This window comes from Streptococcus panodentis, from assembly GCF_017884005.1.
Lineage (GTDB): Bacteria > Bacillota > Bacilli > Lactobacillales > Streptococcaceae > Streptococcus > Streptococcus panodentis.
The window spans coordinates 20,639-41,785 of the sequence record NZ_QFAY01000019.1 but is presented as its reverse complement, the minus strand read 5'-3'; the positions used below and the strand labels follow the sequence as shown (position 1 = coordinate 41,785).

Genomic DNA, 21,147 nt, shown 5'->3' with positions numbered 1-21,147 from the left:
GACATTGACTTTCCCTATATTTTTAAACCTCCCAAACTGAGTCTGGGAGGTTATTTTGCTATCTGTTCGCTCTGCCCTTGATAGTGGTAGATTTTCAGGCAGGGAGTGTCTGCGGGACTGCTGATGCTGAAATGGAAGTAGTGATCCTTCTGGTCCAGACTTTTGCTTTTGGAAAGTTTAAAGTAGCTGCTTTGGCGGCCGGCCATATGGAGCAGGAGGTCTTCTTCCATGAAAGACAGAGGCTGAGAGAGGTTGGAAAAGCGGTAAAAGTCCTGTTGGAACTGCCGGTAATTGTCAGAAAAGTAATCGAACTGCAGCTCATTAGACGAAAACTGAGCCGTCATCTGTTCCTCCTTTGGCTTGAATGGAAAGAATCTGGCTCAGGCTGATAGCCCTGCAGCGGTCTTTCTCCTGCAGGAGGACCTGTCGGCTGTCAAGATGAAAGACAGTGCCTTGCATGCTGCTGCATTCGGCCTGATCCAGAATGGTAATGCAGATGGGAATCTGCTGGCTGTAGGCTTGGCTGAGCAGCTGCAGCTTATCTCTAAGACTGAGCTCAGCCAAGCGGCGGGGCTCTGCTGCCTTGCGGGTTAGGGCGCTGCTGTGCTCAGACAGAAAGAAACCGGCCCACTTGGCCATGCCCCGATCTTGGAAATCACGGGCAGACTGATAGGGGAGATAGGAGCGATCGGTCATGACAGTCCCTCCAGACCTCCGGCAGAATGACCTCCGGCCAGCTTGCTGCGGGCTATCATGCGGGAAGTCTGGAGGAGGGCAGAGCCCTTGAGCAGGGAGGTGAAGCCAAACTGATCGCGAATCCGGTCAATAGCCAGCTGCAGTTCCTCCTCTTTCTGCTGTTGCAGAGGATCGTCAAAGAGGGAAATCAGACTGAAGCTTTGATCAACCAAGTCACTGTAGTAAACGCCGATCTGGCGGATAGCCCCGCCCTGATACTTAGAACGAAAGAGCTGAGTGACAGTCTGGGCCAGCCGGTCGCTGTTATTGCATGCTTCAATCTTGCGCTGTGTATGGATAGAAGCGCGGTTCTCTAACTTAGAGTAGCGGGCATGGATAGCCACTCGCTGGGTTTTTTTGCCCGCCCGGCGCAGCCGGACGGCGACCTGCTCGGCCATTTCCTTAAATACCAGCTCAATATCCGCCTGCTGTCTGTAATCGCAGGGCAGTATCTGTGAATTGCCCAGTCCCTGTGACTTGGCCTGATAAGGATGGTGGACATTGCTCTCATCGATGCCGTGGGCGTGAAACCAAAGCTGCAGGCCCATGACTCCCATCTCCTTTTGGAGAATGTCCGGGTTAAAATGAGCCAGATCGTAGATGGACTGGATCCCCAGCTGCTGGAGTCTCAGAGCTGTCCGGCGGCCGATGCCCCAGAAATCAGTCAGCCTTGGAATCGTCCAGACCTTGCTGGGGACATCTTCATAGGACCAGTTGACTCGCATGGTCCGACAATGCTTGGCCTCAACATCCAGAGCCAGCTTGGCCAGCAAAGGGTTGGCATTGCTCATGCCGATAGAGGCATAGATGCCGGTCTTTTTCCAAATGGCCTGCTGAATGCGGGCTGCCAGCAGGTCCAGTTTGACCCTGCGGCCCATTCCCTTATCTGGGATAAAGTAGTTGAGTGAGCTGGTCAAATCCAAAAAGCCCTCGTCAATCGAGTAGGGAAAGATGTCATCGGGAGCTGCAAAATCCTGAAAAACTTTTTGGATTTCCAGATTTTTCTCAATGTAATCATTCATTCTGGGCGGGACGATGACCGTTGCCAGAGCCGCCTTCTCCACAAAACGGACATAATCTGCTGTGATGGGCAGGCCTTGTCTGCGGGCGGCATTGTAATGAAACTTCCGGGTCTTAATGTCAAAGGGCAGCATGTAGCTGCGGCTGACATTCTGGCTGCCGAAAATTTTCTTGAACTTTGGGGTGCAGGACAGAATGAGCCCGCCAGCATTGTCAGCCCGGCTCAGAACGCAGAGGGAGGTTTTCAAAGGGTCCAGCCCCAGGGCCAGACACTCGCAGGAAGCATAGAAGCTTTTCATATCCACAAAAGCAATGTCTGACCGGGGCTCGCGTGAATAGTCAAATAGGGCCATCTCATACCTCAATCGGCAGGAAATGCCCGACCACAATACCGACGATCTGAGGCTGGTCCTCGTAGGGGGCAAAGAGGTCGTCGTAGTCGGGATTGATGGACTCAAGGCGGAGGCCTTCGGTTTCACGGTAGACTTTCTTGATGTAAGTTTTGCCATTCCAGAGGAGGGCATAGACGGCTCCGTCATAGTCAAAGCCGGTCTGTTTCATGAGAGCGACAGAGCCGTTGGGATATTTGGGCTCCATGGAATCCCCGGCTACCCAAGAGGCAAAGTCATGCTGGATATCCTGATCGAAATAGACGGTTTCATAGTCCGTCTCATTGTCATAATAGGTGTGACCGAGGCCGGCGGCCAGCTCAATGGAAAGAACTTGATAGGCAGTGAGAGCAGTGACTTTGTGCTGCCGATCCAGCAGCTGACTGGCCAGCTGATCGACCTCCTTTTGGTGCGGCGGGGTCAGTAGAGGGTAGGTGTAGAGTGCGCTGTTTTCATCCACAAAATAGCTCTCCGGGACTTTGAGACGCTTGGCCAACCTCCTGAGATTTTTTGCGTGGGGCTCGGCTAGGCCGTTTTCCCAAGAGGAGTAGGTCTTACGGGAAACTTCCAGAGGCTGGTAGATGTCTGCCTGCGTCAGATGAAGTTCTGAGCGGCGCTGTTTTAATTTTTCATGTGAGAACATAAAGAACCTCCTGTGTAACTTTTTAAACGTTACCTACAGTATAGCAGAAATGAAAGAGCAAGGCAAGAGGAAAATCTGAAAAATTCTGTATTTTTGCCGGCTAAAAACCGCTGACAGCTCAAAAATTTGTTATAATGTTCTTTATGAGAGTTGTTGCAGGGAAATATGGGGGGCGGCCCCTCAAAACGCTGGAGGGGCGGACGACCCGGCCTACGACAGATAAGGTCAAGGGGGCCATTTTTAATATGATCGGGCCCTATTTTGACAGCGGCCGGGTGCTGGACCTTTATGCCGGCAGCGGTAGTCTGGCGATTGAGGCAGTCTCGCGGGGCATGGAAGCAGCCGTTTTGGTGGAGAAAGACCGCCGGGCTCAGGCTGTTATCAGTCAGAATATCAAAATGACCAAGGAAGAGCAGTGCTTTCAGCTTCTGAAAATGGACTCTGGCCGGGCGCTGGACCTGCTGTCAGACCCTTTTGACTTGGTCCTGCTGGATCCGCCTTATGCCAAGGAGCAGATTGCGGCAGACTTGGAGAAAATGGCAGAGCGCCAGCTCCTTTCTGAGGAGGTCCTCGTAGTCTGTGAAACGGACAAGTCTGTCAGGCTGCCGGAGGAAATAGCGGGTCTGGGTATCTGGAAGCAGAAAAACTATGGTATTTCAAAGGTGACGGTGTATGTCAGATAGAATCGGATTATTTACAGGGTCTTTTGACCCTATTACCAAGGGGCATGTAGACTTGATTGAGCGTGCCAGCCGGCTCTTCGACCGGCTTTATGTGGGAATTTTCTACAATCGCGAAAAAGAAGGTTTTTTCACGATTGCATCGAAAGAACGAATGGTCAAGGCGGCCCTGCAGCATGTAGAAAATGTTCAGGTTATCACTTCCCATGATGAACTGGCTGTTGATGCAGCGAGAAGGCTGGGAGTGACTGCTTTCGTGCGCGGCCTGCGCAATGCAGGGGACTTGGACTATGAAGCCAATATGAACTTTTTCAATCAGGAACTGGCAGGTGAAATTGAGACGGTCTTTCTGCTCAGCAAGCCTTCTTACCAGTATGTCAGTTCCTCACGAATACGTGAGCTAATCGCTTTTCAGCAGGACATTGCTGCCTATGTGCCTCAAAGTGTTATCAAGGAGTTAGAGACAAAAGATGAAGAATGAACCAACCAATAATCCCCAAATCAGCAAGGAAAAGCGCTCTGGCCTCAGGCTGTCGGGCTGTGCCGCCTATGCTGGTGCTGCTTTCTTAATCACTTTCATTTTGCTTTTTCTGGCGGCTCTTTTTATCCGCCTGCCCTACTATATCGAAGTGCCGGGGACCTCGGAGGATGTTCGGCAGGTGCTGCGGGTAGATGATAAGAGCGATAAAGAGGCGGGCTCTTACAATTTTGTGACCGTTGGAGTAGAGCAGGCGACCTTTGCCCATTTGGTCTATGCCTGGCTGACGCCTTTTACGGATATTTATTCCGCTCAGGATATGACCGGCGGTTCTACGGATCAGGAGTTTAACCGCATCAATCAGTTTTACATGGAAACGTCGCAAAATATGGCTAAATATCAGGGGTTAAAAACAGCCGGTAAGGAAATTACCATGAACTATCTGGGGGTCTATGTTTTGGATGTGACGGATGATTCGACCTTTAAGGGTGTCCTCAACATTGCGGACACGGTTACCGGAGTCAATGACCAGACCTTTGAAAGCTCAGAAGATTTGGTGAAGTATGTCTCTTCGCAGAAGCTGGGCGATACAGTCAAGGTTACTTATGAGGAAGATGGGGAAACCAAGACGGCCAGCGGGAAAATTATCAAGCTGGAAAATGGCAAAAATGGTATCGGCATCGGCCTGACGGACCGTACGGAAGTCAGCAGCACGATTCCTATTGAATTTTCAACTGAAGGGATTGGCGGTCCCAGTGCGGGCCTGATGTTCAGCTTGGCTATTTATACCCAGATTGCAGAGCCTGGTCTGCGTAACGGCAGGGATATTGCCGGTACTGGCAGCATTGACAGAGAAGGAAATGTCGGCGAAATCGGCGGGATTGATAAAAAAGTAGTTTCTGCTGCCCAGAATGGGGCGGATATCTTCTTTGCTCCCAATAATGAGCTCAGCGAGGAAGAGAAAAAGGCTGATCCCAAGGCCAAAAATAACTATGAAACGGCACTGGCAGCAGCCAAGGAAATCAAAACCGATATGAAAATTGTTCCGGTCAAAACCCTGCAGGATGCCATTGACTATCTTAAAACGAATCAGTAAAATCTTAGAACCGGTATTCATACTCCACTAAAATCAACATCAGACCAGGCAGTGAGACCCAGATGTCACTTGAGCTTGCCAGATCAAACGAACGGACGGTTGGTGTTGATTTTCAAAGAGTATCACGAATACGGGTTTTCGTTTTCTTTTGTTTTTGAGCAAAACACGGGCCTGTCCACTCTTCTTCAGCCGCTCCCAACGTTTGAGTATGAGCAGGAAGAAATGGTCAAAGAGTATTAAATCGTCTGACTTTTTTTAGAAAGATGTTTTTGATGAAAAGTCCGCCAAATATTGGCTGATTTATGATAAAATAAGGTATTGCAGATAAATGATATTCGGAATGAAAAGGAAGAGCATGCGTAAAGAAATTTCACCTGAATTATACAATTATAATAGATTTCCGGGGCCGGAATTTAGGCAGATCGGCAGCAAAATTGCCGCGGATCAGTTTGAATTTGACTTGGTTGAGAATCATAAGGGCGGCTTTGATCTGACGGCCTTTCATCAGCGTTTTTCGGAAATTCTGACAAAGTTTGACTATATCGTCGGCGACTGGGGCAATGAGCAGCTGCGTCTGCGCGGTTTTTATAAGGATGAGCGGGCTCAGGAAAGCAGCGAGAAAATCAGCCGTCTGGAAGACTACCTGCTGGAATACTGCAGTTATGGCTGTGCTTATTTTGTGCTGGAAAATCCGCATCCTCAGCGGGCTTCCTTTGACAAAAAATCCCACGGGAAAAAAGAGGGAGACGGAAAATCCAAACGCTCCCGCAGCAACCGCTCAAATAGCAGCCGCGACCGCAGAAATGAGCGGGACCGTTTTGACAGAGATTTTAAGCGGTCTTCCCGCCGCAGCAATAAACAGAATCGGCAGAATAAACAACATCCGCAGCAGAAGCAGAAGGACAGCAGCCGTCATTTTGTCATTCGCCAGAAATAAAGGAGCACTATGAAACCATCGATTTACAGTTTGACCCGTCAGGACTTGCAGGACTGGGCAGAGGAAAAGGGAGAAAAGAAATATCGGGCCGCCCAGATTTGGGAATGGCTCTACCGCAAGCGGGTCCAGTCTTTTGAAGAGATGACCAACCTGTCTAGGGAGCTGATTGAGAAGCTTGAGGATGCTTTCGTCGTCAATCCGCTCAAGCAGCGCATCGTGCAGGAGTCTGCCGACGGAACAGTCAAATATCTTTTTGAACTGCCGGACGGCATGCTGATTGAGACGGTGCTCATGCGCCAGCACTATGGCCTGTCAGTCTGTGTGACCACTCAGGTCGGCTGCAATATCGGCTGTACTTTCTGTGCCAGCGGCCTGATTAAAAAGCAGCGCGACCTCAACAGCGGCGAAATCATGGCCCAGATTATGCTGGTGCAGAAGTATTTTGATGAGCGCGGTCAGGACGAGCGGGTCAGCCATATTGTGGTCATGGGCATCGGTGAGCCTTTTGACAATTACGACAATGTCCTCCGCTTTGTCCGGACAGTGAATGATGACAAGGGGCTGGCAATCGGGGCCCGCCATATTACCGTGTCGACCTCCGGTCTGGCTCATAAGATTCGGGACTTTGCCAATGAAGGAGTACAGGTCAATCTAGCGGTCTCCCTCCATGCTCCCAATAACGAGCTGCGGACCAGTATCATGCGGATTAACCGCTCTTTTCCTATCGAGAAACTTTTTGCAGCCATTGAATACTACATTGAGACTACCAACCGCCGGGTGACCTTCGAGTACATCATGCTCAATGAAGTCAATGATGGAGTGGAGCAGGCTAGAGAGCTGGCTGCTCTGCTGCAAAAAATCAAAAAGCTGTCCTATGTCAACCTCATTCCCTATAATCCGGTCAGTGAGCATGATCAGTACAGCCGCAGTCCCAAAGAGCGGGTCTTGGCCTTCTATGATACGCTCAAGAAAAATGGGGTCAACTGCGTGGTCCGTCAGGAGCATGGGACAGACATTGATGCAGCCTGCGGCCAGCTGCGCTCTAACACTATGAAAAAAGACAGGGAGAAGGCTCTTGTGGAAAATGCTCAACCTTAAAAGTTACTTCACAGCAGAGGGGGAGCTGACTGAAAAAGGAAGAAAGACCCTGTTTTGGGGGACAGCTAGCTATATTTTCCTGCTTTGCCTGATGTGCTTTCTGCCGCAGGTACCGGAAGAAGGTATGGAGACACCGGGGATTCAGTATTTCGGCCGCATCGTGGTCCTTCTGGTCCCTTTTAATTCCTTTGTCAACATCGGCGAAATTACCTCTTGGCTGCAGCTGGTCAAGGTTTTCCTGCAGAATCTGGCCAATATCCTGCTGCTGTCCCCCTTGATGATGCAGCTGCTCTGGCTCTTTCCCAAGCTGCGCAGCACCAAGAGAATTGTCTGGCTCAGCTTTGCGGTCAGTCTGACGATTGAATGCAGCCAGATTTTGCTGGATATTCTGATCAATGCCCAGCGGGTCTTTGAAATAGATGATTTATGGACCAATACCTTGGGCGGTTATCTGGCCTGGCTGTTCTTTCGCTTTTGTCAGAAAAAGCTGCAGCAGTCAAGCAAATGACCTTTTCAACGTTTTGTATGACAGAAAAGTTCGGAATTGAAAGAAGTTCTCCATTTTTTCTTGACAAGAGACAAGGAAAATCCTATAATGTAATCAATCGTCAGAAAAGTAGTAGATGGTCTGCTTTCAGGGAGCCTGTGGTTGGTGCAAACAGGCAGCAGCAGTTTATGAAGTGGGCTGATGGAAGAATAGGAATTTGAAACAATAAAAATTCGGTACGCACACCTTACAGTGCAGCTTGTTGTTGGACAAGGCAGAGAGATGGGGACGGTTTATGCTTTTTCTCCATAACTGAGGTGGCACCGCGATTTTACGCCCTCACGCAGATTTTTCTGCGTGGGGTTTTTGTTTTTTCAAAAATAATAGAATAAGGTAATAAACATGGCAGATACAAACGGTTATTTTGGACAATTTGGCGGCTCTTTCGTTCCGGAGCCGATTCAGGCTTTGCTGTATGAGTTGGAAGCGGCATTTGAAAAGTATAAGAATGACCCGGAATTTTTAGCGGAATACCGGCATTATTTGGCAGATTACTCTGGTCGGGAGACCCCGCTCTACTTTGCAGAGAGCCTGACTCAGCATCTGGGCGGCGCTAAAATTTATCTCAAGCGTGAGGATCTCAATCATCTGGGTTCGCATAAGCTTAACAATGTTTTGGGTCAGATTTTATTAGCCAAGCGAATGGGAAAGACCCGTGTCATTGCAGAGACAGGTGCTGGACAGCATGGGGTGGCTACAGCCGCAGCTGCCGCAAAATTTGGCATGAAATGCGATGTCTATATGGGGGCGGAGGATGTGGAACGCCAACGCCTCAATGTATTTCGTATGGAAATGATGGGAGCAGCTGTCCATGCAATTGAGACCGGCACCAAGACCTTAAAAGATGCAGTTGATGCGGCTTTTGGTGCTTGGATGAGGGATTTAGAAGCTTTCTATGTGCTGGGTTCGGCCGTCGGCCCGCATCCTTATCCGACGATTGTCCACGAATTTCAAAAGGTTATCAGTGAGGAGTCCCGCCGGCAGATTTTGGAGAAAGAAGGCCGCTTGCCTGACTATGTCATTGCCTGTGTTGGCGGCGGTTCCAATGCTATTGGAGCTTTCTCAGAATATGTACAGGACGAAAGTGTTCATTTGATTGGTGTGGAAGCAGCCGGCCGTGGCTTGGACACAGATCAGCATGCTGCCACCATGACCAAGGGCAGGATTGGCGTGGTAGATGGGATGAAGACCTACGCCGTATTTTCAGAAGATGGTTCGGTTGCACCAGTGTACTCGATTTCGGCGGGGCTGGACTATCCAGGAGTCGGACCGGAACATGCTTTCTTTAAGGACTCTGGCCGCGTTCAATATGTGGCTGCCAGTGATGATGAAGCGGTGGATGCTTTGCTCTTGCTGACACAGAAAGAAGGGATTTTGCCAGCTATTGAAAGCTCACATGCTGTGGCAGAGGCTGTCAAATTAGCTCCCAAGCTTTCTCCGGAGGAGATTCTGATTATCAATGTCTCTGGTCGTGGTGATAAAGATGTGGCGGCGATTGCGGACTATTTGGAGAAGCGCAGATAATATCGTCATTTAGTTGATCTTTTATTACTTTGTTAGCTTGCCTTGCCCTACTTTTGAGACTTCCTCACGGAAGCTCTATTCGCAACCTCAAAGCAGTGCTTTGAGCTGTCTGCGGCTGCCTGCTTTACTTGAGTAGGACATGAGCTGAAAGGCAAATGTCAGATAGGACAATCCTCTCAGAAAAGAGATCTTCTGAATCTAGAAAGGAAAGATGATGGAAAAAGTTTTACCAGCTGATATTTTATCCCCCATTCTTGCTTATATGAGGATAAGGGGAGACCATAAGGTCATTTTGGAGAGCATTCCCCGCGATACGGAAACGGCCCGCTTTTCCATTGTGGCCTACAATCCTGTCTTTGAAGTCAAGTATGAAGAAGGCCGGCTGCTGGAAAATGGCCGTTTTGTGGATGAAGATCCACTGGACTACCTTCACCGGCTGACAGTCAAGAAAGACCATGACAGCGAGCTGCCTTTTGGCGGCGGGGCTATCGGTTTTGTCGGATATGATATGATTTCCCTTTATGAAGAGATTGGTCAGATTCCAGCTGACCTGATTGGAACGCCGGATATGCACTTTTTTGTCTATGAAAGCTGCATGATTTTTGACCATAAAAAGGAAAAGATTCATCTGGTGGAAGAAGCGCTCTACAGTCAGCGGACAGAGGCGGATCTGGCGGACAGTCTGGACCGAATCCTGACCGAGCTGCAGCAGCCGGCAGCAAATGAATTTTCGCCCTTAGAGCTGTCCAGCCTGCATTTTCAGAGCCATTTGGAGCAGGATAGCTTCGAAAAAATGGTGGAAGAAGCCCGGAGCTTGATTCGGCAGGGCGATATGTTCCAGTGCGTGCTCAGCCAGCGTTTCTCAGCTGCTTTTTCAGGCAATCCTCTGGACTATTACCGCAATCTGCGGGTGACCAATCCGTCCAATTATCTTTATTTCTATGATTTTGGGGACTATCAGATTATCGGGGCCAGCCCAGAAAGTCTGGTGTCTGTCAAGGAAGGGCGTGTGACGACCAATCCGATTGCCGGTACCCGTCCCCGCGGGGCTGATGAGCTGGCGGACAAGGAATTGGCAGCCGATTTGCTGGCGGATGAAAAGGAGGTCGCTGAGCACCGCATGCTGGTGGATCTGGGCCGCAATGACATCGGAAAGATTGCTCAGATTGGCAGTGTGCAGCTGACCAAGTACATGGAAGTGGAGCATTTCCGCTATGTCATGCACCTGACCAGTGTCGTCAAGGGGCGGCTGCTGCCGCATCTGACGGCCATGGATGCCCTCAAGTCTACCCTGCCGGCCGGCACCGTTTCAGGCGCGCCCAAGATTCGGGCTATGAAGCGGATCTACCAGCTGGAGCAGGAAAAGCGGGGTGTCTATGCAGGAGCGATTGGCTACCTGTCTGCGACAGGGGACATGGATTTTGCCATTGCCATTCGGACCATGATTTTGAAAAATGGCAGAGCTTATGTGCAGGCGGGAGCAGGCATTGTCTATGATTCTGTCCCAGCTAAAGAATACCAGGAGACCATCAACAAGGCCAAGTCCATGACCAAGATAGGAGATACTCAATGATTTTACTGATTGATAATTATGATTCCTTTACCTATAATCTGGCCCAGTATATCGGGACCTATGCGGAAGTTCAGGTACTGCGCAATGATGATGCAAATCTCTATCAGGCGGCGGAAAAAGCCCAGGCGCTGGTCCTGTCTCCCGGTCCCGGCTGGCCGGCTGACGCGGGCAGAACGGAAGACATCATCCGTGATTTTGCAGATCAGAAGCCGATATTAGGGATTTGTTTGGGCCATCAGGCTATTGCTGAGGTTTTCGGAGGAACCTTGGGGCTGGCGCCCAAGGTCATGCACGGCAAGCAGAGTCAGCTGCATTTTGAAAAGCCCTCTCCGCTTTACAGGGGAGTTGACAAGGGCCGGCCGATTATGCGCTATCATTCGATTCTGATTGAGGAAATGCCGGAGGACTTTGAAGTGACTGCTAGGGCAGCAGATGATGGGGCTGTTATGGCTATTCAGCACAGGAGCCGGCCGATTTACGGTTTTCAGTATCATCCGGAAAGTATCGGCACGCCCGATGGACTCTTGTCGATTAAGAATTTTATTGATTTGGTCAAAGAGGGGGAAAAACGATGAAAGAAATAATTGCCAAAATAGCAGATTTTAAAGATCTGACCGGCCAGGAGATGGCCGGAGTGATTGAGGATATCGTGACTGGTCAGGTGTCGGAAGCGCAGATTGCAGCCTTTCTTTTGGGCTTGAAAATGAAAGGGGAGACGGTGGAGGAAAGGACCGCTCTGGCTCAGGTTATGCGGGAGCATGCCCAGCATATTCCGGCCTCGATTGCTAATGCTATGGATAACTGCGGCACCGGCGGTGACAGGTCTTTTTCCTTTAATGTTTCGACAACGGCAGCCTTTGTTTTGGCAGGAGGCGGTATCCCTATGGCTAAGCACGGCAACCGCTCCATTTCTTCCAAGTCAGGTTCGGCCGATGTGCTGGAGGCTCTGGGCATCAATCTGGATTTGGCGCCGAATCAGCTGGCTCAGGTGCTGGAAGAGGCCGGGATTGTCTTTCTCTTTGCCAAAAATATGCATCCAGCCATGAAGTATATCATGCCGGCCCGCCTCAGCCTCGGCATCCCGACTATCATGAACCTGACCGGCCCGCTGATTCATCCCATGGATTTGGAAACCCAGCTCTTGGGAACCAGCCGGCCGGATATGCTGGAAAGCACGTCTCAGGTATTGAAAAATATGGGCCGCAAGCGGGCTCTGGTCGTATCAGGGCCGGATGGACTGGACGAAGCCGGTCTGAGTGGTCCGACCCAGTATGCCCTGCTGGAAAAGGGGAGGATCCAGCTGGCCAGTTTTACTCCGGAAGATGTGGGCATGGCCCGCCTTCCGCTGGAAGCTGTTCGCGGCGGAGACGCTCAGGAAAATGCAGCCATTCTGCTCTCTGTTCTGCAGAATCAGGCAGGACCCTGCCTGGAAATGACCGTCCTCAATGCCGGTCTGGGTTTTTATGCCAATGGCAAAACGGCCTCTATCAAAGAAGGGATTGCTCTGGCGCGTGAGGTTCTTGCCAGCGGCGCTGCCTATGAAAAGCTGAAAAAACTGCAGGAGTATCAAAAATGAACAAAGAATTTCTCCCGACCATTCTCAGACAGAAGGAAGCAGAAGTGGCTGCCATGGCCTATGAAGAGCTGCAGCCCCTGCGCCAAACCTATTCTTTCTACGATTTCCTTAAAAGCCGGCCTCAGGAGCTGCAGCTGATTGCCGAGGTCAAAAAAGCCAGTCCCAGCTTGGGCAATATTAATCTTGATGTGGAGATTGTCCAGCAGGCCCGGATCTATGAGGAGAACGGTGCAGCTATGATTTCGGTCCTGACCGATGAAATTTTTTTCAAAGGCAGTCTGGACTATCTGCGGGACATCTCGGATCAGGTCAGCATTCCTACCCTCAATAAGGACTTTATCATTGATGAAAAGCAGATTGTAAGGGCCAGAAATGCTGGGGCGACAGTGATTCTTCTCATTGTGGCGGCTTTAACGGAAAAGCGGCTGAAAGAGCTCTATGACTTTGCGGTCGGTCTGGGTCTGGAAGTCTTAGTTGAGACTCACAATCTGACGGAGTTGGAAGCTGCCCACCGCTTGGGAGCCCGCATCATCGGAGTCAATAACCGCAATTTAGTAACCTTTGAAACGGACATCAATACCAGCCTTGGTCTGTCTGCTCATTTCAAAGCTGACAGGGTTTATATTTCTGAGTCAGCCATTTTTGAGAAAGCAGATGCCGAGCTGGTGGCCCCTTATTTTGATGCTGTTCTGGTCGGAACAGCCCTCATGCAGGCGGAAGATGTAGCTGCGAGAATGAAGGAGCTGAAAGTTGACAAAAGTTAAAATCTGCGGCCTGTCAAGTCCTGAAGCAGTACAGGCTGCTGTGGCTGCCGGAGCTGACTATATCGGCTTTGTCTTTGCGGAGAGCCGCAGACAGATCAGCCCTGAAAAGGCAGCTCAGCTGTCCAAGCTCATCCCCCCAACTGTCAAAACAGTCGGTGTCTTTGTCTCCCCCTGTCTGGAAGAGCTGCAGGCTGTTATGGCGGCTGCAGATCTTGATTTGCTGCAGATTCATGGGGAGTTTGATGAAGCGCTGCTGCCTCAGCTTGGCCGCCCGGTCATTCGGGCCTATCAGGTCAAGCAGGGACTGGGGCAGGTCAGCCGTGCAGCGGACTACATTCTCTTTGATGCTCCGCTTGCCGGCAGCGGTCAGACTTTTGACTGGCAGACAGCAGATACCAGCAGGATTGAGCAGCCTTTCTTTATCGCCGGAGGTCTGACAGCAGACAATGTTGGAGCAGCAATTGAGCACTTTTCCCCCTATGCAGTGGATGTTTCCAGCGGTGTAGAAACAGACGGGCGAAAGGATAAAGCAAAAATCCAAGCATTTATAGAAAGAGTGAAACATGGCATATAATCAACCCAATCAAGAAGGATTCTACGGTGATTTTGGCGGGCGCTTTGTTCCCGAAACCCTGATGACAGCTGTTTTAGAGCTGGAGCAGGCTTATCAGGACAGCAAAAAAGACCCGGCTTTTCAGGCAGAGCTGGACGAGCTGCTCAGGCAGTATGTCGGCCGGGAGAATCCCCTTTACTTTGCTAAAAATCTGACAGCCTACGCCGGCGGAGCCAAAATCTACCTCAAAAGAGAAGATCTCAACCATACCGGAGCTCATAAGATTAACAACGCCCTTGGCCAAGTGCTTTTGGCCAAGCGCATGGGCAAGAAGAAAATCATCGCAGAGACCGGAGCGGGCCAGCATGGTGTAGCTACGGCCACGGCAGCAGCTCTCTTTAACATGGACTGCACCATCTATATGGGCGAGGAAGATGTCAAGCGTCAGGCTCTCAATGTTTTTCGCATGGAGCTCTTGGGAGCCAAGGTCGAGTCGGTGACGGACGGGTCGCGGGTGCTCAAAGATGCTGTCAATGCCGCCCTGCGGGCATGGGTAGCTCATGTGGACGATACCCACTATATCATGGGGTCCGCGCTGGGTCCCCATCCTTTCCCAGAAATTGTCCGCGACTATCAGAGTGTGATTGGCAGAGAAGCCAAGCGGCAATTTGCCGAGCAGAATGCCGGTGCTCTTCCGGATGCTTTAGTAGCCTGTGTCGGCGGCGGCTCTAACGCTATCGGTCTCTTTTATCCCTTTGTCAACGATGCATCAGTTGCCATGTATGGGACAGAGGCAGCTGGCCGTGGCTTGGATACTGACGAGCATGCTGCGACCCTGACCAAGGGCCGGCCGGGCGTTCTCCACGGTGCTCTCATGGATGTTCTCCAGGATGAGCAGGGCCAGATTCTGGAAGCCTTCTCTATCTCAGCCGGCCTGGACTATCCGGGTATCGGTCCGGAACATTCCCACTTTAATGCGATCAAGCGGGCTACCTATGTCCCTGTAACGGATGAGGAAGCCCTGGAAGCCTTTCAGCTTCTGTCCCGTATCGAAGGCATCATACCAGCTCTGGAATCCAGCCATGCCATTGCCTATGCGGTGCAATTGGCTAAGGAACTGGGACCGGACAAGTCTATGATTGTCTGCTTATCCGGCCGCGGCGACAAGGATGTGGTTCAGGTTAAGGAGCGTTTAGAAGCAGATGCAGCCCAAAAAGGAGGTGCCCATGACTAAAACACTCACTCAGCATTTAGAAGCTATCAAAAAAGCAGGCAAGGGGATTTTTGTTCCCTATATCATGGCCGGCGACCACGAGAAAGGCTTAGCAGGTTTGTCAGAGACGATTTCATTTTTGGAAGATTTGGGCGTGTCAGCCATTGAAATCGGCCTGCCTTTTTCAGACCCTGTTGCAGACGGGCCAGTTATTGAGGCGGCGGGCCTGCGCAGCCTAGGCCGCCATACTTCCGCCAAGACACTGGTCGCAGCTCTGCAGCAAGTGGATACTCAGCTGCCCTTGATTATCATGACTTACTTCAATCCCATTTTTCAGTACGGTCTCAAGGATTTTGTTGCTGACTTGGCTGGGACACCGGTCAAGGGGCTGATTATCCCGGACCTGCCCCATGAGCATGAAGATTTTATCCAGCCGCAGCTTGCCGGCACTGACATTGCTCTGATTCCGCTGGTCAGTCTGACGACTGGTCTGGCACGCCAGCAGGAGCTGATTAAGAATGCTCAAGGTTTTATCTATGCTGTTGCCATCAATGGTGTGACAGGAAAAAGCGGTGATTACCGCAATGATTTGGACCAGCACTTGAGCAAGCTCCATGATATTGCTGAGATTCCAGTACTGACGGGCTTTGGCGTTTCGACCCTGGAGGATGTTGCCCGTTTCAATCAAGTCTCAGACGGTGTCATTGTCGGATCCAAGATTGTCAAAGCTCTTCATGAAAAGGACGCCAGTATCGCAGCCTTTATCCAAGCAGCAGCAGCTTATAAGAAATAAGCACCGCCACGCCGAGCAAAAGACAGGGCACAAATGCCAGCCTGTCTTTTTTCTGTTTAAAGCAGAAGCAGGCGAGGCCGGAGAAAGAGGCAATCTGGATGAGAATGAGAATTTCTGTCAGGCTGAAAATAGCAGCGCAGGAAGCCAGAAAGAGAAAGTCGCCAGCGCCAATCCCCATATTCCAGACATAGGCCAGCAGGCCCAGCAGCAAAAAGCCGAGCATCAGCCAGCTGAAGCCGGCCGTCAGAGTCAAGATGAGGTGAAACATCAGCCAAATCATCAAGGGGTACTGCTGCTCCCGCTGATCGTAAATTGCCAGAGTCAGACCCATAGTGAGCAGCAGAAGCTGGCTGGCGGAGAGGATCCCGAATGAAGCTGTCAGAAAAAGACTGCCCAAGACACATTCAAAAAGCAAGTAGCGCAAGGGAATCCTGCCGCTGCAGAAACGACAGCGCAGGCAGTTGATGAGCTGGGAGAGGATAGGGATTAAATCTCGGGGGGCCAGTCTTTGCCCGCAGCGGTTGCAGTGACTGGCTGGTCTGATGACTGAACGCTCCGGGAAGCGGTCAATCACCAGCCCCAGAAAAGAAGCGATACTGCTGCCGACGAAGAAAAAATATAGATGAATCATACTTATTTATTCGCATTTTTCGCTGAATATTCTGAAATTTTGCAACTTTTCTCATAAAGATACTTTCTGAGTCAAAAGACTTGAATTTCTTATTTAGAAAGGTTATAATTAACTCATAATCATAAAGATTAGAATCATTATAAATAAGCGAGGTAAAAATATGACGCAAGTAAAAAATGAAGCAGTGACGGACGTAGCAACTTTCAGCAGCCAAAAGGCTCTACCTAAAACCAAGGCGATTCTCAACCAAGTTGTCGCCGATCTCTATACGGCTCACATCGCCCTGCATCAGGTGCATTGGTATATGCGCGGGGCTGGTTTTATGGTTTGGCATCCAAAGATGGACGAATACATGGAAACCTTGGATGAAACTTTGGACGAAGTCAGCGAACGCTTGATTACACTGGGCGGCAAGCCTTACTCAACTCTGACGGAGTTTATCCAACACAGCAATATCGAAGAAAAAGAGGGGACATTCAGCAAGAGTGTTGAAGAAAGCCTGACACGTGTCATTGAGATTTTCCGCTATCTGACCGGCCTCTACCAAAAGGCTCTGGATGTAACGGATGAAGAGGGTGATGATGTGACCAATGATATCTTTGTCGGAGCCAAAGCCGACCTTGAAAAGACCATCTGGATGCTGACGGCAGAAATCGGCCAAGCACCAGGCTTATAAACAGCTTATATCCATGCAAAGCAGAAAGGAGCAGGTCTTCCTTTCTGTTTTTCTATAGCCCTTAAGGAACCCAGTCCGCAGGATGCCGTTGAGTTTAGGCTGTTGGTGCAGTTGGAGCCAGCGAGAAGTCCGTACTGAAGCTTCCTTAACGAAGCCAGTCCGTAGGATGCCGTTGAGTTTAGGATGTTGGGGACGGCCGAACCAGCGGGGAGCGATAATCTCTGTTCTTTCATTTCTTAACCATTCTGCTTCATTCTTCTCAAAAAATGAGGCAAAACCTGAGACGCATACCTCCTTTCTTTCTGTCTTGAAAAGAGGCTGAAAATTTGATAAAATAAGGCTCATGAAAACACTGTATGATGTTCAGCAATTTCTCAAAAGTTTTGGCATTATCATCTACATGGGCAAGCGCCTCTACGATATCGAAATGATGAAAATTGAGCTGGAGAGAATTTACGATGCCGGGCTGATGGATAAGCTGGATTATCTGGCAGCGGAATCTGTGCTGCGCCGAGAACATCAGCTAGAGTTAGAATATTTAGAGAAGAAAAAGGAGACTTGAGATGGTAACTTGGATTTTGTGGGCTTTGCTTTTGGGAATGCTGGGCTGGATGGGCTTTAACTATCTCCGCCTGCGTCGGGCGGCGAAAGTCGTGGACAATGGGGAATTTGAAGGCCTGATTCGTCAGGGGCAGCTGGTTGACCTGCGCGATCCGTCGGATTATCACCGCAAGCATATTCTGGGTGCTCGCAATATTCCCTCCCAGCAGCTGAAGGATAGTATCGGTGCGCTTCGCAAGGATAAGGCCGTTCTTTTATATGAAAACAGCCGCGGCCAGCGCGTGACCAATGCGGCTTTGTATCTGAAAAAACAAGGTTTTAAAGAAATCTACATTCTTTCCTATGGACTGGATTCTTGGAATGGCAAGGTAAAAACAAGCTGATGGAGAGAAAATGTGAAAAAAAATATCGTAGGATATAGGCAAAATAGATTTCATGTGTTATAATAAACCAATATTAATATTTAAGGAGTTTTTACAACATGTAGGGAAAGAAAAAATCTTCTTTGGTTTTAGGTATCCTATCTGTTATTTTTAGCCTTTTGTTCGCTTTGATTGGACTTGTTTTAGGAATCATTGGACTGGTTCTGGCTAGTTCACACCAAAAAGAGGCTAATTTGAATTATAATACAGAAAAAATTCTGAATATCGTCGGCATTGCTGTTTCTGCAATTAACATGGTTGCAGGGTTTATGATGGCTATGAATGCATTGGGGTACTAATCCCCTAAAAAGGAAGCTGGGACAAGCGTACCCAGCTTTCTGTGTTTCTGTTGTTTGATTTGCAAGCCACTGTGGCTGATTGCCATCTTCGTTGGCTTTTTTCAGCTCCAAAGATAACTAAAGCAGCTGTGCTGGGGTGGGGAGGCGAACTCTTTTGATTTGTTTGGAGTTCTTTCCTACTCTTTTTTTACCAACTTTCCTCCAAAAATCTTTTAATAGTCTGGAATTCTTCTTGATTCAAAGGGCGGTAATTTCCTTTGGCTAAGTCTGTATCCAATCTAAAGCCGGCAAAATGCGTGCGTTTGAGATAGATGACTTTGACACCGACAGCCAGAAACATTTTTTTGATTTGATGAAACTTGCCCTCAGAAAGAGTGACCGCAGCTCTGCTAAAAAAGGGGGCAGAGGAGTGAATCATCAGCTGTGCCGGCTGACAGACGGTACCGTCCAAAAAAACAATGCCTTTGGCAAAAGCGGCAACATCATCTGGGCTTAAAGGACCGTTGACCTCCACATAGTAGGTTTTGTCCACATGGTATTGAGGATGGAGCAGCTGAAATCCCAGAGGGCCGTTGTCTGTTAGCAGCAGCAGTCCTTCAGTGTCCCGATCCAGCCGACCGACTGAGTAAAGCTGCTCCTTGCAGTCTTCCTCTATCAAATCCAGTACGGTTGCTTTCTCGGTGTCACGGTTGGCAGTCACATAGCCGGCCGGTTTGTGGAGTATCCAGTAACGGTGAGGCTGGCCCTGGACAGCTTTGCCCTCTAGGCAGATAGTCTGAAGACCGCAGTCAACATTCTGGCTCAGTCGGCGGGCTGCTCTGCCGTCAACAAGGATTTGGCCTCGCTGCAGCAGCTGCTTCATTCTTTTGCGGCTGATATTCTGCTCAGCCAGCAGGTGGTCTAGTCGCATGGCTCCCTCCTTTTCCTTTTTCTTTATCATAGCACATTTTCCTGAGAGCTGCCTGATTTTTTTATGGAGGAGGGAGAAATGCTTGCTGAAAACATTTACACTTAGCTGAACCGTGTTTTTTGAGCCGGTCTGTGGTATAATTGTTCAGTTAGAAATAAAATTTAAAAATTCAGAGGAAATCATGACAAAATTAAGAGAAGATATTCGGAATATCGCTATTATCGCTCACGTTGACCACGGGAAGACAACCTTGGTCGATGAATTGCTCAAGCAGTCTCATACACTGGATGAGCGCAAGGAGCTGCAGGAGCGGGCCATGGACTCGAATGACCTGGAAAAAGAACGCGGCATTACCATCCTTGCTAAAAATACGGCCGTTGCCTATGAGGGCACTCGGATTAATATCATGGATACACCGGGCCACGCGGACTTCGGCGGCGAAGTCGAGCGGATTATGAAGATGGTTGACGGTGTAGTGCTGGTTGTCGATGCCTATGAAGGCACCATGCCCCAGACCCGCTTTGTGCTGAAAAAAGCCTTGGAGCAGGATCTGGTGCCGATTGTTGTAGTCAATAAAATCGATAAGCCGTCTGCCCGCCCGGCAGAAGTAGTGGACGAAGTTCTGGAGCTCTTTATTGAGCTGGGAGCGGATGATGATCAGCTGGATTTCCCAGTTGTCTACGCTTCTGCTATTAATGGGACTTCCTCCCTGTCAGATGATCCGGCAGACCAAGAGCATACCATGGCGCCGATTTTTGACACCATTATCGATCATATCCCGGCGCCGGTGGATAATTCTGACGAGCCATTCCAATTTCAGGTGTCCCTTTTGGACTATAATGACTTTGTCGGCCGTATCGGTATCGGCCGTGTCTTCCGCGGCTCAGTCAAGGTCGGCGATCAGGTGACTCTCTCTAAGCTGGACGGCACTACGAAAAACTTCCGGGTGACCAAGCTCTTTGGTTTCTTCGGTTTGGAACGGCGGGAAATCACTGATGCCAAGGCGGGGGATTTGATTGCGGTATCCGGTATGGAAGACATCTTTGTCGGAGAGACTATCACACCGACAGATGCAGTGGAGGCCCTGCCGGTCCTGCACATCGATGAGCCGACCCTGCAGATGACCTTCTTGGTCAATAACTCACCATTTGCCGGCCGTGAAGGAAAATGGGTAACTTCTCGCAAGGTGGAAGAACGCCTGCAGGCAGAACTGCAGACTGACGTTTCTCTCCGTGTAGACCCGACCGATTCGCCGGATAAATGGATTGTTTCCGGCCGCGGGGAACTGCATCTCTCTATCCTGATTGAAACCATGCGCCGTGAAGGCTATGAGCTGCAGGTGTCCCGTCCGGAAGTCATCGTCAAAGAAATAGATGGTGTTAAATGCGAACCATTCGAGCGCGTGCAGATTGACACACCGGAAGAATACCAAGGTTCCGTCATTCAAAGCCTGTCTGAGCGCAAGGGCGAAATGCTGGATATGGTGGCAGCCGGCAACGGCCAAACCCGTCTTGTCTTTCTGGTTCCTGCCCGCGGTCTGATTGGCTATTCTACGGAGTTCCTTTCCATGACCCGCGGTTATGGGATTATGAACCATACCTTTGATCAGTATCTGCCCCTCATCCCGGGTGAAATCGGCGGCCGCCACCGCGGTGCACTGGTTTCCATTGATGCCGGCAAGGCAACGACCTACTCTATCATGTCTATCGAGGAGCGGGGCACCATCTTTGTCAATCCAGGTACGGAAGTTTACGAAGGCATGATTATCGGGGAAAATTCCCGCGAAAATGACCTGACTGTCAATATTACCAAGGCGAAACAGATGACCAATGTCCGCTCTGCGACCAAGGATCAGACAGCGGTTATCAAGACACCGCGGATTCTGACGCTGGAAGAATCACTGGAATTCCTCAATGATGACGAATACATGGAAGTCACTCCTGAATCTATCCGCCTGCGCAAGCAGATTCTCAACAAGGCAGAGCGCGAAAAAGCCAATAAAAATAAAAAGAAAAAAGCAGCTGAATAA

The 21,147-nt window shown here is 49.9% G+C and carries 25 protein-coding genes and 1 other annotated feature; of the genes, 19 read left to right on the top strand and 6 right to left on the bottom strand.

The window, feature by feature from the left end:
• Nucleotides 1-50 precede the first annotated feature (50 nt).
• The 4 genes from DHL47_RS09155 to DHL47_RS09140 are packed head-to-tail and all read right to left on the bottom strand — an operon-like array spanning nucleotide 51 to nucleotide 2,787.
• A complete protein-coding gene (locus tag DHL47_RS09155) occupies nucleotides 51-344 on the bottom strand; it encodes a DUF5960 family protein (protein WP_128837087.1) in 294 nt (97 codons plus the stop codon).
• Nucleotides 322-696 carry a hypothetical protein gene (locus DHL47_RS09150; protein ID WP_209551643.1) on the bottom strand — a complete coding sequence of 125 codons (375 nt, stop codon included), beginning with the start codon at nucleotides 694-696 and terminating at the stop codon, nucleotides 322-324. The genes DHL47_RS09155 and DHL47_RS09150 overlap by 23 nt, the downstream gene beginning before the upstream one ends.
• A complete protein-coding gene (locus DHL47_RS09145; protein WP_209551642.1) occupies nucleotides 693-2,108 on the bottom strand; it encodes a Y-family DNA polymerase in 1,416 nt (471 codons plus the stop codon). The genes DHL47_RS09150 and DHL47_RS09145 overlap by 4 nt, the downstream gene beginning before the upstream one ends.
• 1 nt (nucleotide 2,109) lies before the next feature.
• On the bottom strand, nucleotides 2,110-2,787 hold the full coding sequence (locus DHL47_RS09140) for a helix-turn-helix domain-containing protein (protein WP_209551641.1): 678 nt from the start codon (nucleotides 2,785-2,787) through the stop codon (nucleotides 2,110-2,112).
• Between the two features lie 134 nt (nucleotides 2,788-2,921).
• Here DHL47_RS09140 and rsmD point away from each other — a divergent pair, with 134 nt between their 5' ends.
• The 14 genes from rsmD (at nucleotide 2,922) to trpA (ending at nucleotide 15,619) form a co-directional block, all read left to right on the top strand.
• Complete coding sequence (gene rsmD, locus DHL47_RS09135; protein WP_209551640.1) at nucleotides 2,922-3,470, top strand: 16S rRNA (guanine(966)-N(2))-methyltransferase RsmD; 549 nt, start codon at nucleotides 2,922-2,924, stop codon at nucleotides 3,468-3,470.
• Complete coding sequence (coaD, locus tag DHL47_RS09130) at nucleotides 3,460-3,948, top strand: pantetheine-phosphate adenylyltransferase (protein WP_128837083.1); 489 nt, start codon at nucleotides 3,460-3,462, stop codon at nucleotides 3,946-3,948. The genes rsmD and coaD overlap by 11 nt, the downstream gene beginning before the upstream one ends.
• Nucleotides 3,938-5,041, top strand: a complete 1,104-nt coding sequence (locus tag DHL47_RS09125) for a SepM family pheromone-processing serine protease (RefSeq protein ID WP_128837082.1) — start codon at nucleotides 3,938-3,940, stop codon at nucleotides 5,039-5,041. Before coaD ends, DHL47_RS09125 begins: the two co-directional genes overlap by 11 nt.
• A 355-nt stretch (nucleotides 5,042-5,396) precedes the next feature.
• A complete protein-coding gene (locus DHL47_RS09120) occupies nucleotides 5,397-5,978 on the top strand; it encodes a YutD family protein (RefSeq protein ID WP_128837080.1) in 582 nt (193 codons plus the stop codon).
• A gap of 9 nt (nucleotides 5,979-5,987) precedes the next feature.
• Nucleotides 5,988-7,076 carry a dual-specificity RNA methyltransferase RlmN gene (gene rlmN, locus DHL47_RS09115; protein WP_209551639.1) on the top strand — a complete coding sequence of 363 codons (1,089 nt, stop codon included), beginning with the start codon at nucleotides 5,988-5,990 and terminating at the stop codon, nucleotides 7,074-7,076.
• Nucleotides 7,063-7,584: a VanZ family protein gene (locus DHL47_RS09110; RefSeq protein WP_128837078.1), complete on the top strand. Its 522-nt coding sequence runs from the start codon at nucleotides 7,063-7,065 to the stop codon at nucleotides 7,582-7,584. The genes rlmN and DHL47_RS09110 overlap by 14 nt, the downstream gene beginning before the upstream one ends.
• Nucleotides 7,585-7,675: 91 nt before the next feature.
• Nucleotides 7,676-7,907 (top strand) — a binding site (T-box leader).
• Nucleotides 7,908-7,965: 58 nt separating this feature from the next.
• Nucleotides 7,966-9,147 (top strand): tryptophan synthase subunit beta, encoded by a 1,182-nt coding sequence (gene trpB, locus DHL47_RS09105; RefSeq protein ID WP_209551638.1) that lies wholly within the window; start codon nucleotides 7,966-7,968, stop codon nucleotides 9,145-9,147.
• A 214-nt stretch (nucleotides 9,148-9,361) separates the two neighbouring features.
• On the top strand, nucleotides 9,362-10,720 hold the full coding sequence (trpE, locus tag DHL47_RS09100; RefSeq protein WP_209551660.1) for an anthranilate synthase component I: 1,359 nt from the start codon (nucleotides 9,362-9,364) through the stop codon (nucleotides 10,718-10,720).
• Complete coding sequence (locus DHL47_RS09095; protein ID WP_209551637.1) at nucleotides 10,717-11,295, top strand: aminodeoxychorismate/anthranilate synthase component II; 579 nt, start codon at nucleotides 10,717-10,719, stop codon at nucleotides 11,293-11,295. The genes trpE and DHL47_RS09095 overlap by 4 nt, the downstream gene beginning before the upstream one ends.
• Nucleotides 11,292-12,296: an anthranilate phosphoribosyltransferase gene (trpD, locus tag DHL47_RS09090; RefSeq protein WP_209551636.1), complete on the top strand. Its 1,005-nt coding sequence runs from the start codon at nucleotides 11,292-11,294 to the stop codon at nucleotides 12,294-12,296. The genes DHL47_RS09095 and trpD overlap by 4 nt, the downstream gene beginning before the upstream one ends.
• Nucleotides 12,293-13,060: an indole-3-glycerol phosphate synthase TrpC gene (trpC, locus tag DHL47_RS09085; protein ID WP_209551635.1), complete on the top strand. Its 768-nt coding sequence runs from the start codon at nucleotides 12,293-12,295 to the stop codon at nucleotides 13,058-13,060. Before trpD ends, trpC begins: the two co-directional genes overlap by 4 nt.
• Nucleotides 13,047-13,634: a phosphoribosylanthranilate isomerase gene (locus DHL47_RS09080; RefSeq protein ID WP_128837074.1), complete on the top strand. Its 588-nt coding sequence runs from the start codon at nucleotides 13,047-13,049 to the stop codon at nucleotides 13,632-13,634. Before trpC ends, DHL47_RS09080 begins: the two co-directional genes overlap by 14 nt.
• Nucleotides 13,624-14,847 (top strand): tryptophan synthase subunit beta, encoded by a 1,224-nt coding sequence (trpB, locus tag DHL47_RS09075; RefSeq protein ID WP_128837073.1) that lies wholly within the window; start codon nucleotides 13,624-13,626, stop codon nucleotides 14,845-14,847. Before DHL47_RS09080 ends, trpB (DHL47_RS09075) begins: the two co-directional genes overlap by 11 nt.
• The gene (gene trpA / locus DHL47_RS09070; RefSeq protein ID WP_209551634.1) at nucleotides 14,840-15,619 is read left to right on the top strand and encodes a tryptophan synthase subunit alpha; all 780 of its coding nucleotides are present in this window, start codon (nucleotides 14,840-14,842) and stop codon (nucleotides 15,617-15,619) included. Before trpB (DHL47_RS09075) ends, trpA begins: the two co-directional genes overlap by 8 nt.
• Here trpA and DHL47_RS09065 read toward each other — a convergent pair.
• On the bottom strand, nucleotides 15,588-16,250 hold the full coding sequence (locus DHL47_RS09065; RefSeq protein WP_209551633.1) for a prepilin peptidase: 663 nt from the start codon (nucleotides 16,248-16,250) through the stop codon (nucleotides 15,588-15,590). The two genes, trpA and DHL47_RS09065, sit on opposite strands and share 32 nt — an antisense overlap.
• A gap of 160 nt (nucleotides 16,251-16,410) precedes the next feature.
• Here DHL47_RS09065 and DHL47_RS09060 point away from each other — a divergent pair, with 160 nt between their 5' ends.
• The 4 genes from DHL47_RS09060 (at nucleotide 16,411) to DHL47_RS09045 (ending at nucleotide 18,208) form a co-directional block, all read left to right on the top strand.
• Nucleotides 16,411-16,926 (top strand): Dps family protein, encoded by a 516-nt coding sequence (locus tag DHL47_RS09060; RefSeq protein WP_128837071.1) that lies wholly within the window; start codon nucleotides 16,411-16,413, stop codon nucleotides 16,924-16,926.
• A 343-nt stretch (nucleotides 16,927-17,269) separates the two neighbouring features.
• Entirely contained in the window at nucleotides 17,270-17,488 is a 219-nt protein-coding gene (locus tag DHL47_RS09055) for a YqgQ family protein (RefSeq protein WP_128837070.1), read from the top strand.
• Nucleotide 17,489: 1 nt separating this feature from the next.
• Complete coding sequence (locus DHL47_RS09050) at nucleotides 17,490-17,870, top strand: rhodanese-like domain-containing protein (protein WP_128837069.1); 381 nt, start codon at nucleotides 17,490-17,492, stop codon at nucleotides 17,868-17,870.
• Nucleotides 17,871-17,992: 122 nt separating this feature from the next.
• The gene (locus DHL47_RS09045; protein WP_206512692.1) at nucleotides 17,993-18,208 is read left to right on the top strand and encodes a DUF4190 domain-containing protein; all 216 of its coding nucleotides are present in this window, start codon (nucleotides 17,993-17,995) and stop codon (nucleotides 18,206-18,208) included.
• Between the two features lie 187 nt (nucleotides 18,209-18,395).
• Here the strand turns inward: DHL47_RS09045 and DHL47_RS09040 are convergent, their stop codons facing one another.
• The gene (locus DHL47_RS09040) at nucleotides 18,396-19,118 is read right to left on the bottom strand and encodes a pseudouridine synthase (protein WP_209551659.1); all 723 of its coding nucleotides are present in this window, start codon (nucleotides 19,116-19,118) and stop codon (nucleotides 18,396-18,398) included.
• Nucleotides 19,119-19,299: 181 nt separating this feature from the next.
• On the opposite strand from DHL47_RS09040, the gene typA reads away from it, so the two are divergent.
• Nucleotides 19,300-21,147, top strand: coding sequence for a translational GTPase TypA (gene typA, locus DHL47_RS09035; RefSeq protein ID WP_128837068.1), 1,848 nt, complete (start codon nucleotides 19,300-19,302; stop codon nucleotides 21,145-21,147).

Bases quoted from the DNA above. Each gene is read 5' to 3' on its own strand.
- DHL47_RS09155 (WP_128837087.1), bottom strand. From the start codon at position 344: ATGACGGCTCAGTTTTCGTCTAATGAGCTGCAGTTCGATTACTTTTCT.
- DHL47_RS09150 (WP_209551643.1), bottom strand. From the start codon at position 696: ATGACCGATCGCTCCTATCTCCCCTATCAGTCTGCCCGTGATTTCCAA.
- DHL47_RS09145 (WP_209551642.1), bottom strand. From the start codon at position 2,108: ATGGCCCTATTTGACTATTCACGCGAGCCCCGGTCAGACATTGCTTTT.
- DHL47_RS09140 (WP_209551641.1), bottom strand. From the start codon at position 2,787: ATGTTCTCACATGAAAAATTAAAACAGCGCCGCTCAGAACTTCATCTG.
- rsmD (WP_209551640.1), top strand. From the start codon at position 2,922: ATGTTCTTTATGAGAGTTGTTGCAGGGAAATATGGGGGGCGGCCCCTC.
- coaD (WP_128837083.1), top strand. From the start codon at position 3,460: ATGTCAGATAGAATCGGATTATTTACAGGGTCTTTTGACCCTATTACC.
- DHL47_RS09125 (WP_128837082.1), top strand. From the start codon at position 3,938: ATGAAGAATGAACCAACCAATAATCCCCAAATCAGCAAGGAAAAGCGC.
- DHL47_RS09120 (WP_128837080.1), top strand. From the start codon at position 5,397: ATGCGTAAAGAAATTTCACCTGAATTATACAATTATAATAGATTTCCG.
- rlmN (WP_209551639.1), top strand. From the start codon at position 5,988: ATGAAACCATCGATTTACAGTTTGACCCGTCAGGACTTGCAGGACTGG.
- DHL47_RS09110 (WP_128837078.1), top strand. From the start codon at position 7,063: ATGCTCAACCTTAAAAGTTACTTCACAGCAGAGGGGGAGCTGACTGAA.
- trpB (WP_209551638.1), top strand. From the start codon at position 7,966: ATGGCAGATACAAACGGTTATTTTGGACAATTTGGCGGCTCTTTCGTT.
- trpE (WP_209551660.1), top strand. From the start codon at position 9,362: ATGGAAAAAGTTTTACCAGCTGATATTTTATCCCCCATTCTTGCTTAT.
- DHL47_RS09095 (WP_209551637.1), top strand. From the start codon at position 10,717: ATGATTTTACTGATTGATAATTATGATTCCTTTACCTATAATCTGGCC.
- trpD (WP_209551636.1), top strand. From the start codon at position 11,292: ATGAAAGAAATAATTGCCAAAATAGCAGATTTTAAAGATCTGACCGGC.
- trpC (WP_209551635.1), top strand. From the start codon at position 12,293: ATGAACAAAGAATTTCTCCCGACCATTCTCAGACAGAAGGAAGCAGAA.
- trpB (WP_128837073.1), top strand. From the start codon at position 13,624: ATGGCATATAATCAACCCAATCAAGAAGGATTCTACGGTGATTTTGGC.
- trpA (WP_209551634.1), top strand. From the start codon at position 14,840: ATGACTAAAACACTCACTCAGCATTTAGAAGCTATCAAAAAAGCAGGC.
- DHL47_RS09065 (WP_209551633.1), bottom strand. From the start codon at position 16,250: ATGATTCATCTATATTTTTTCTTCGTCGGCAGCAGTATCGCTTCTTTT.
- DHL47_RS09060 (WP_128837071.1), top strand. From the start codon at position 16,411: ATGACGCAAGTAAAAAATGAAGCAGTGACGGACGTAGCAACTTTCAGC.
- DHL47_RS09055 (WP_128837070.1), top strand. From the start codon at position 17,270: ATGAAAACACTGTATGATGTTCAGCAATTTCTCAAAAGTTTTGGCATT.
- DHL47_RS09050 (WP_128837069.1), top strand. From the start codon at position 17,490: ATGGTAACTTGGATTTTGTGGGCTTTGCTTTTGGGAATGCTGGGCTGG.
- DHL47_RS09040 (WP_209551659.1), bottom strand. From the start codon at position 19,118: ATGCGACTAGACCACCTGCTGGCTGAGCAGAATATCAGCCGCAAAAGA.
- typA (WP_128837068.1), top strand. From the start codon at position 19,300: ATGACAAAATTAAGAGAAGATATTCGGAATATCGCTATTATCGCTCAC.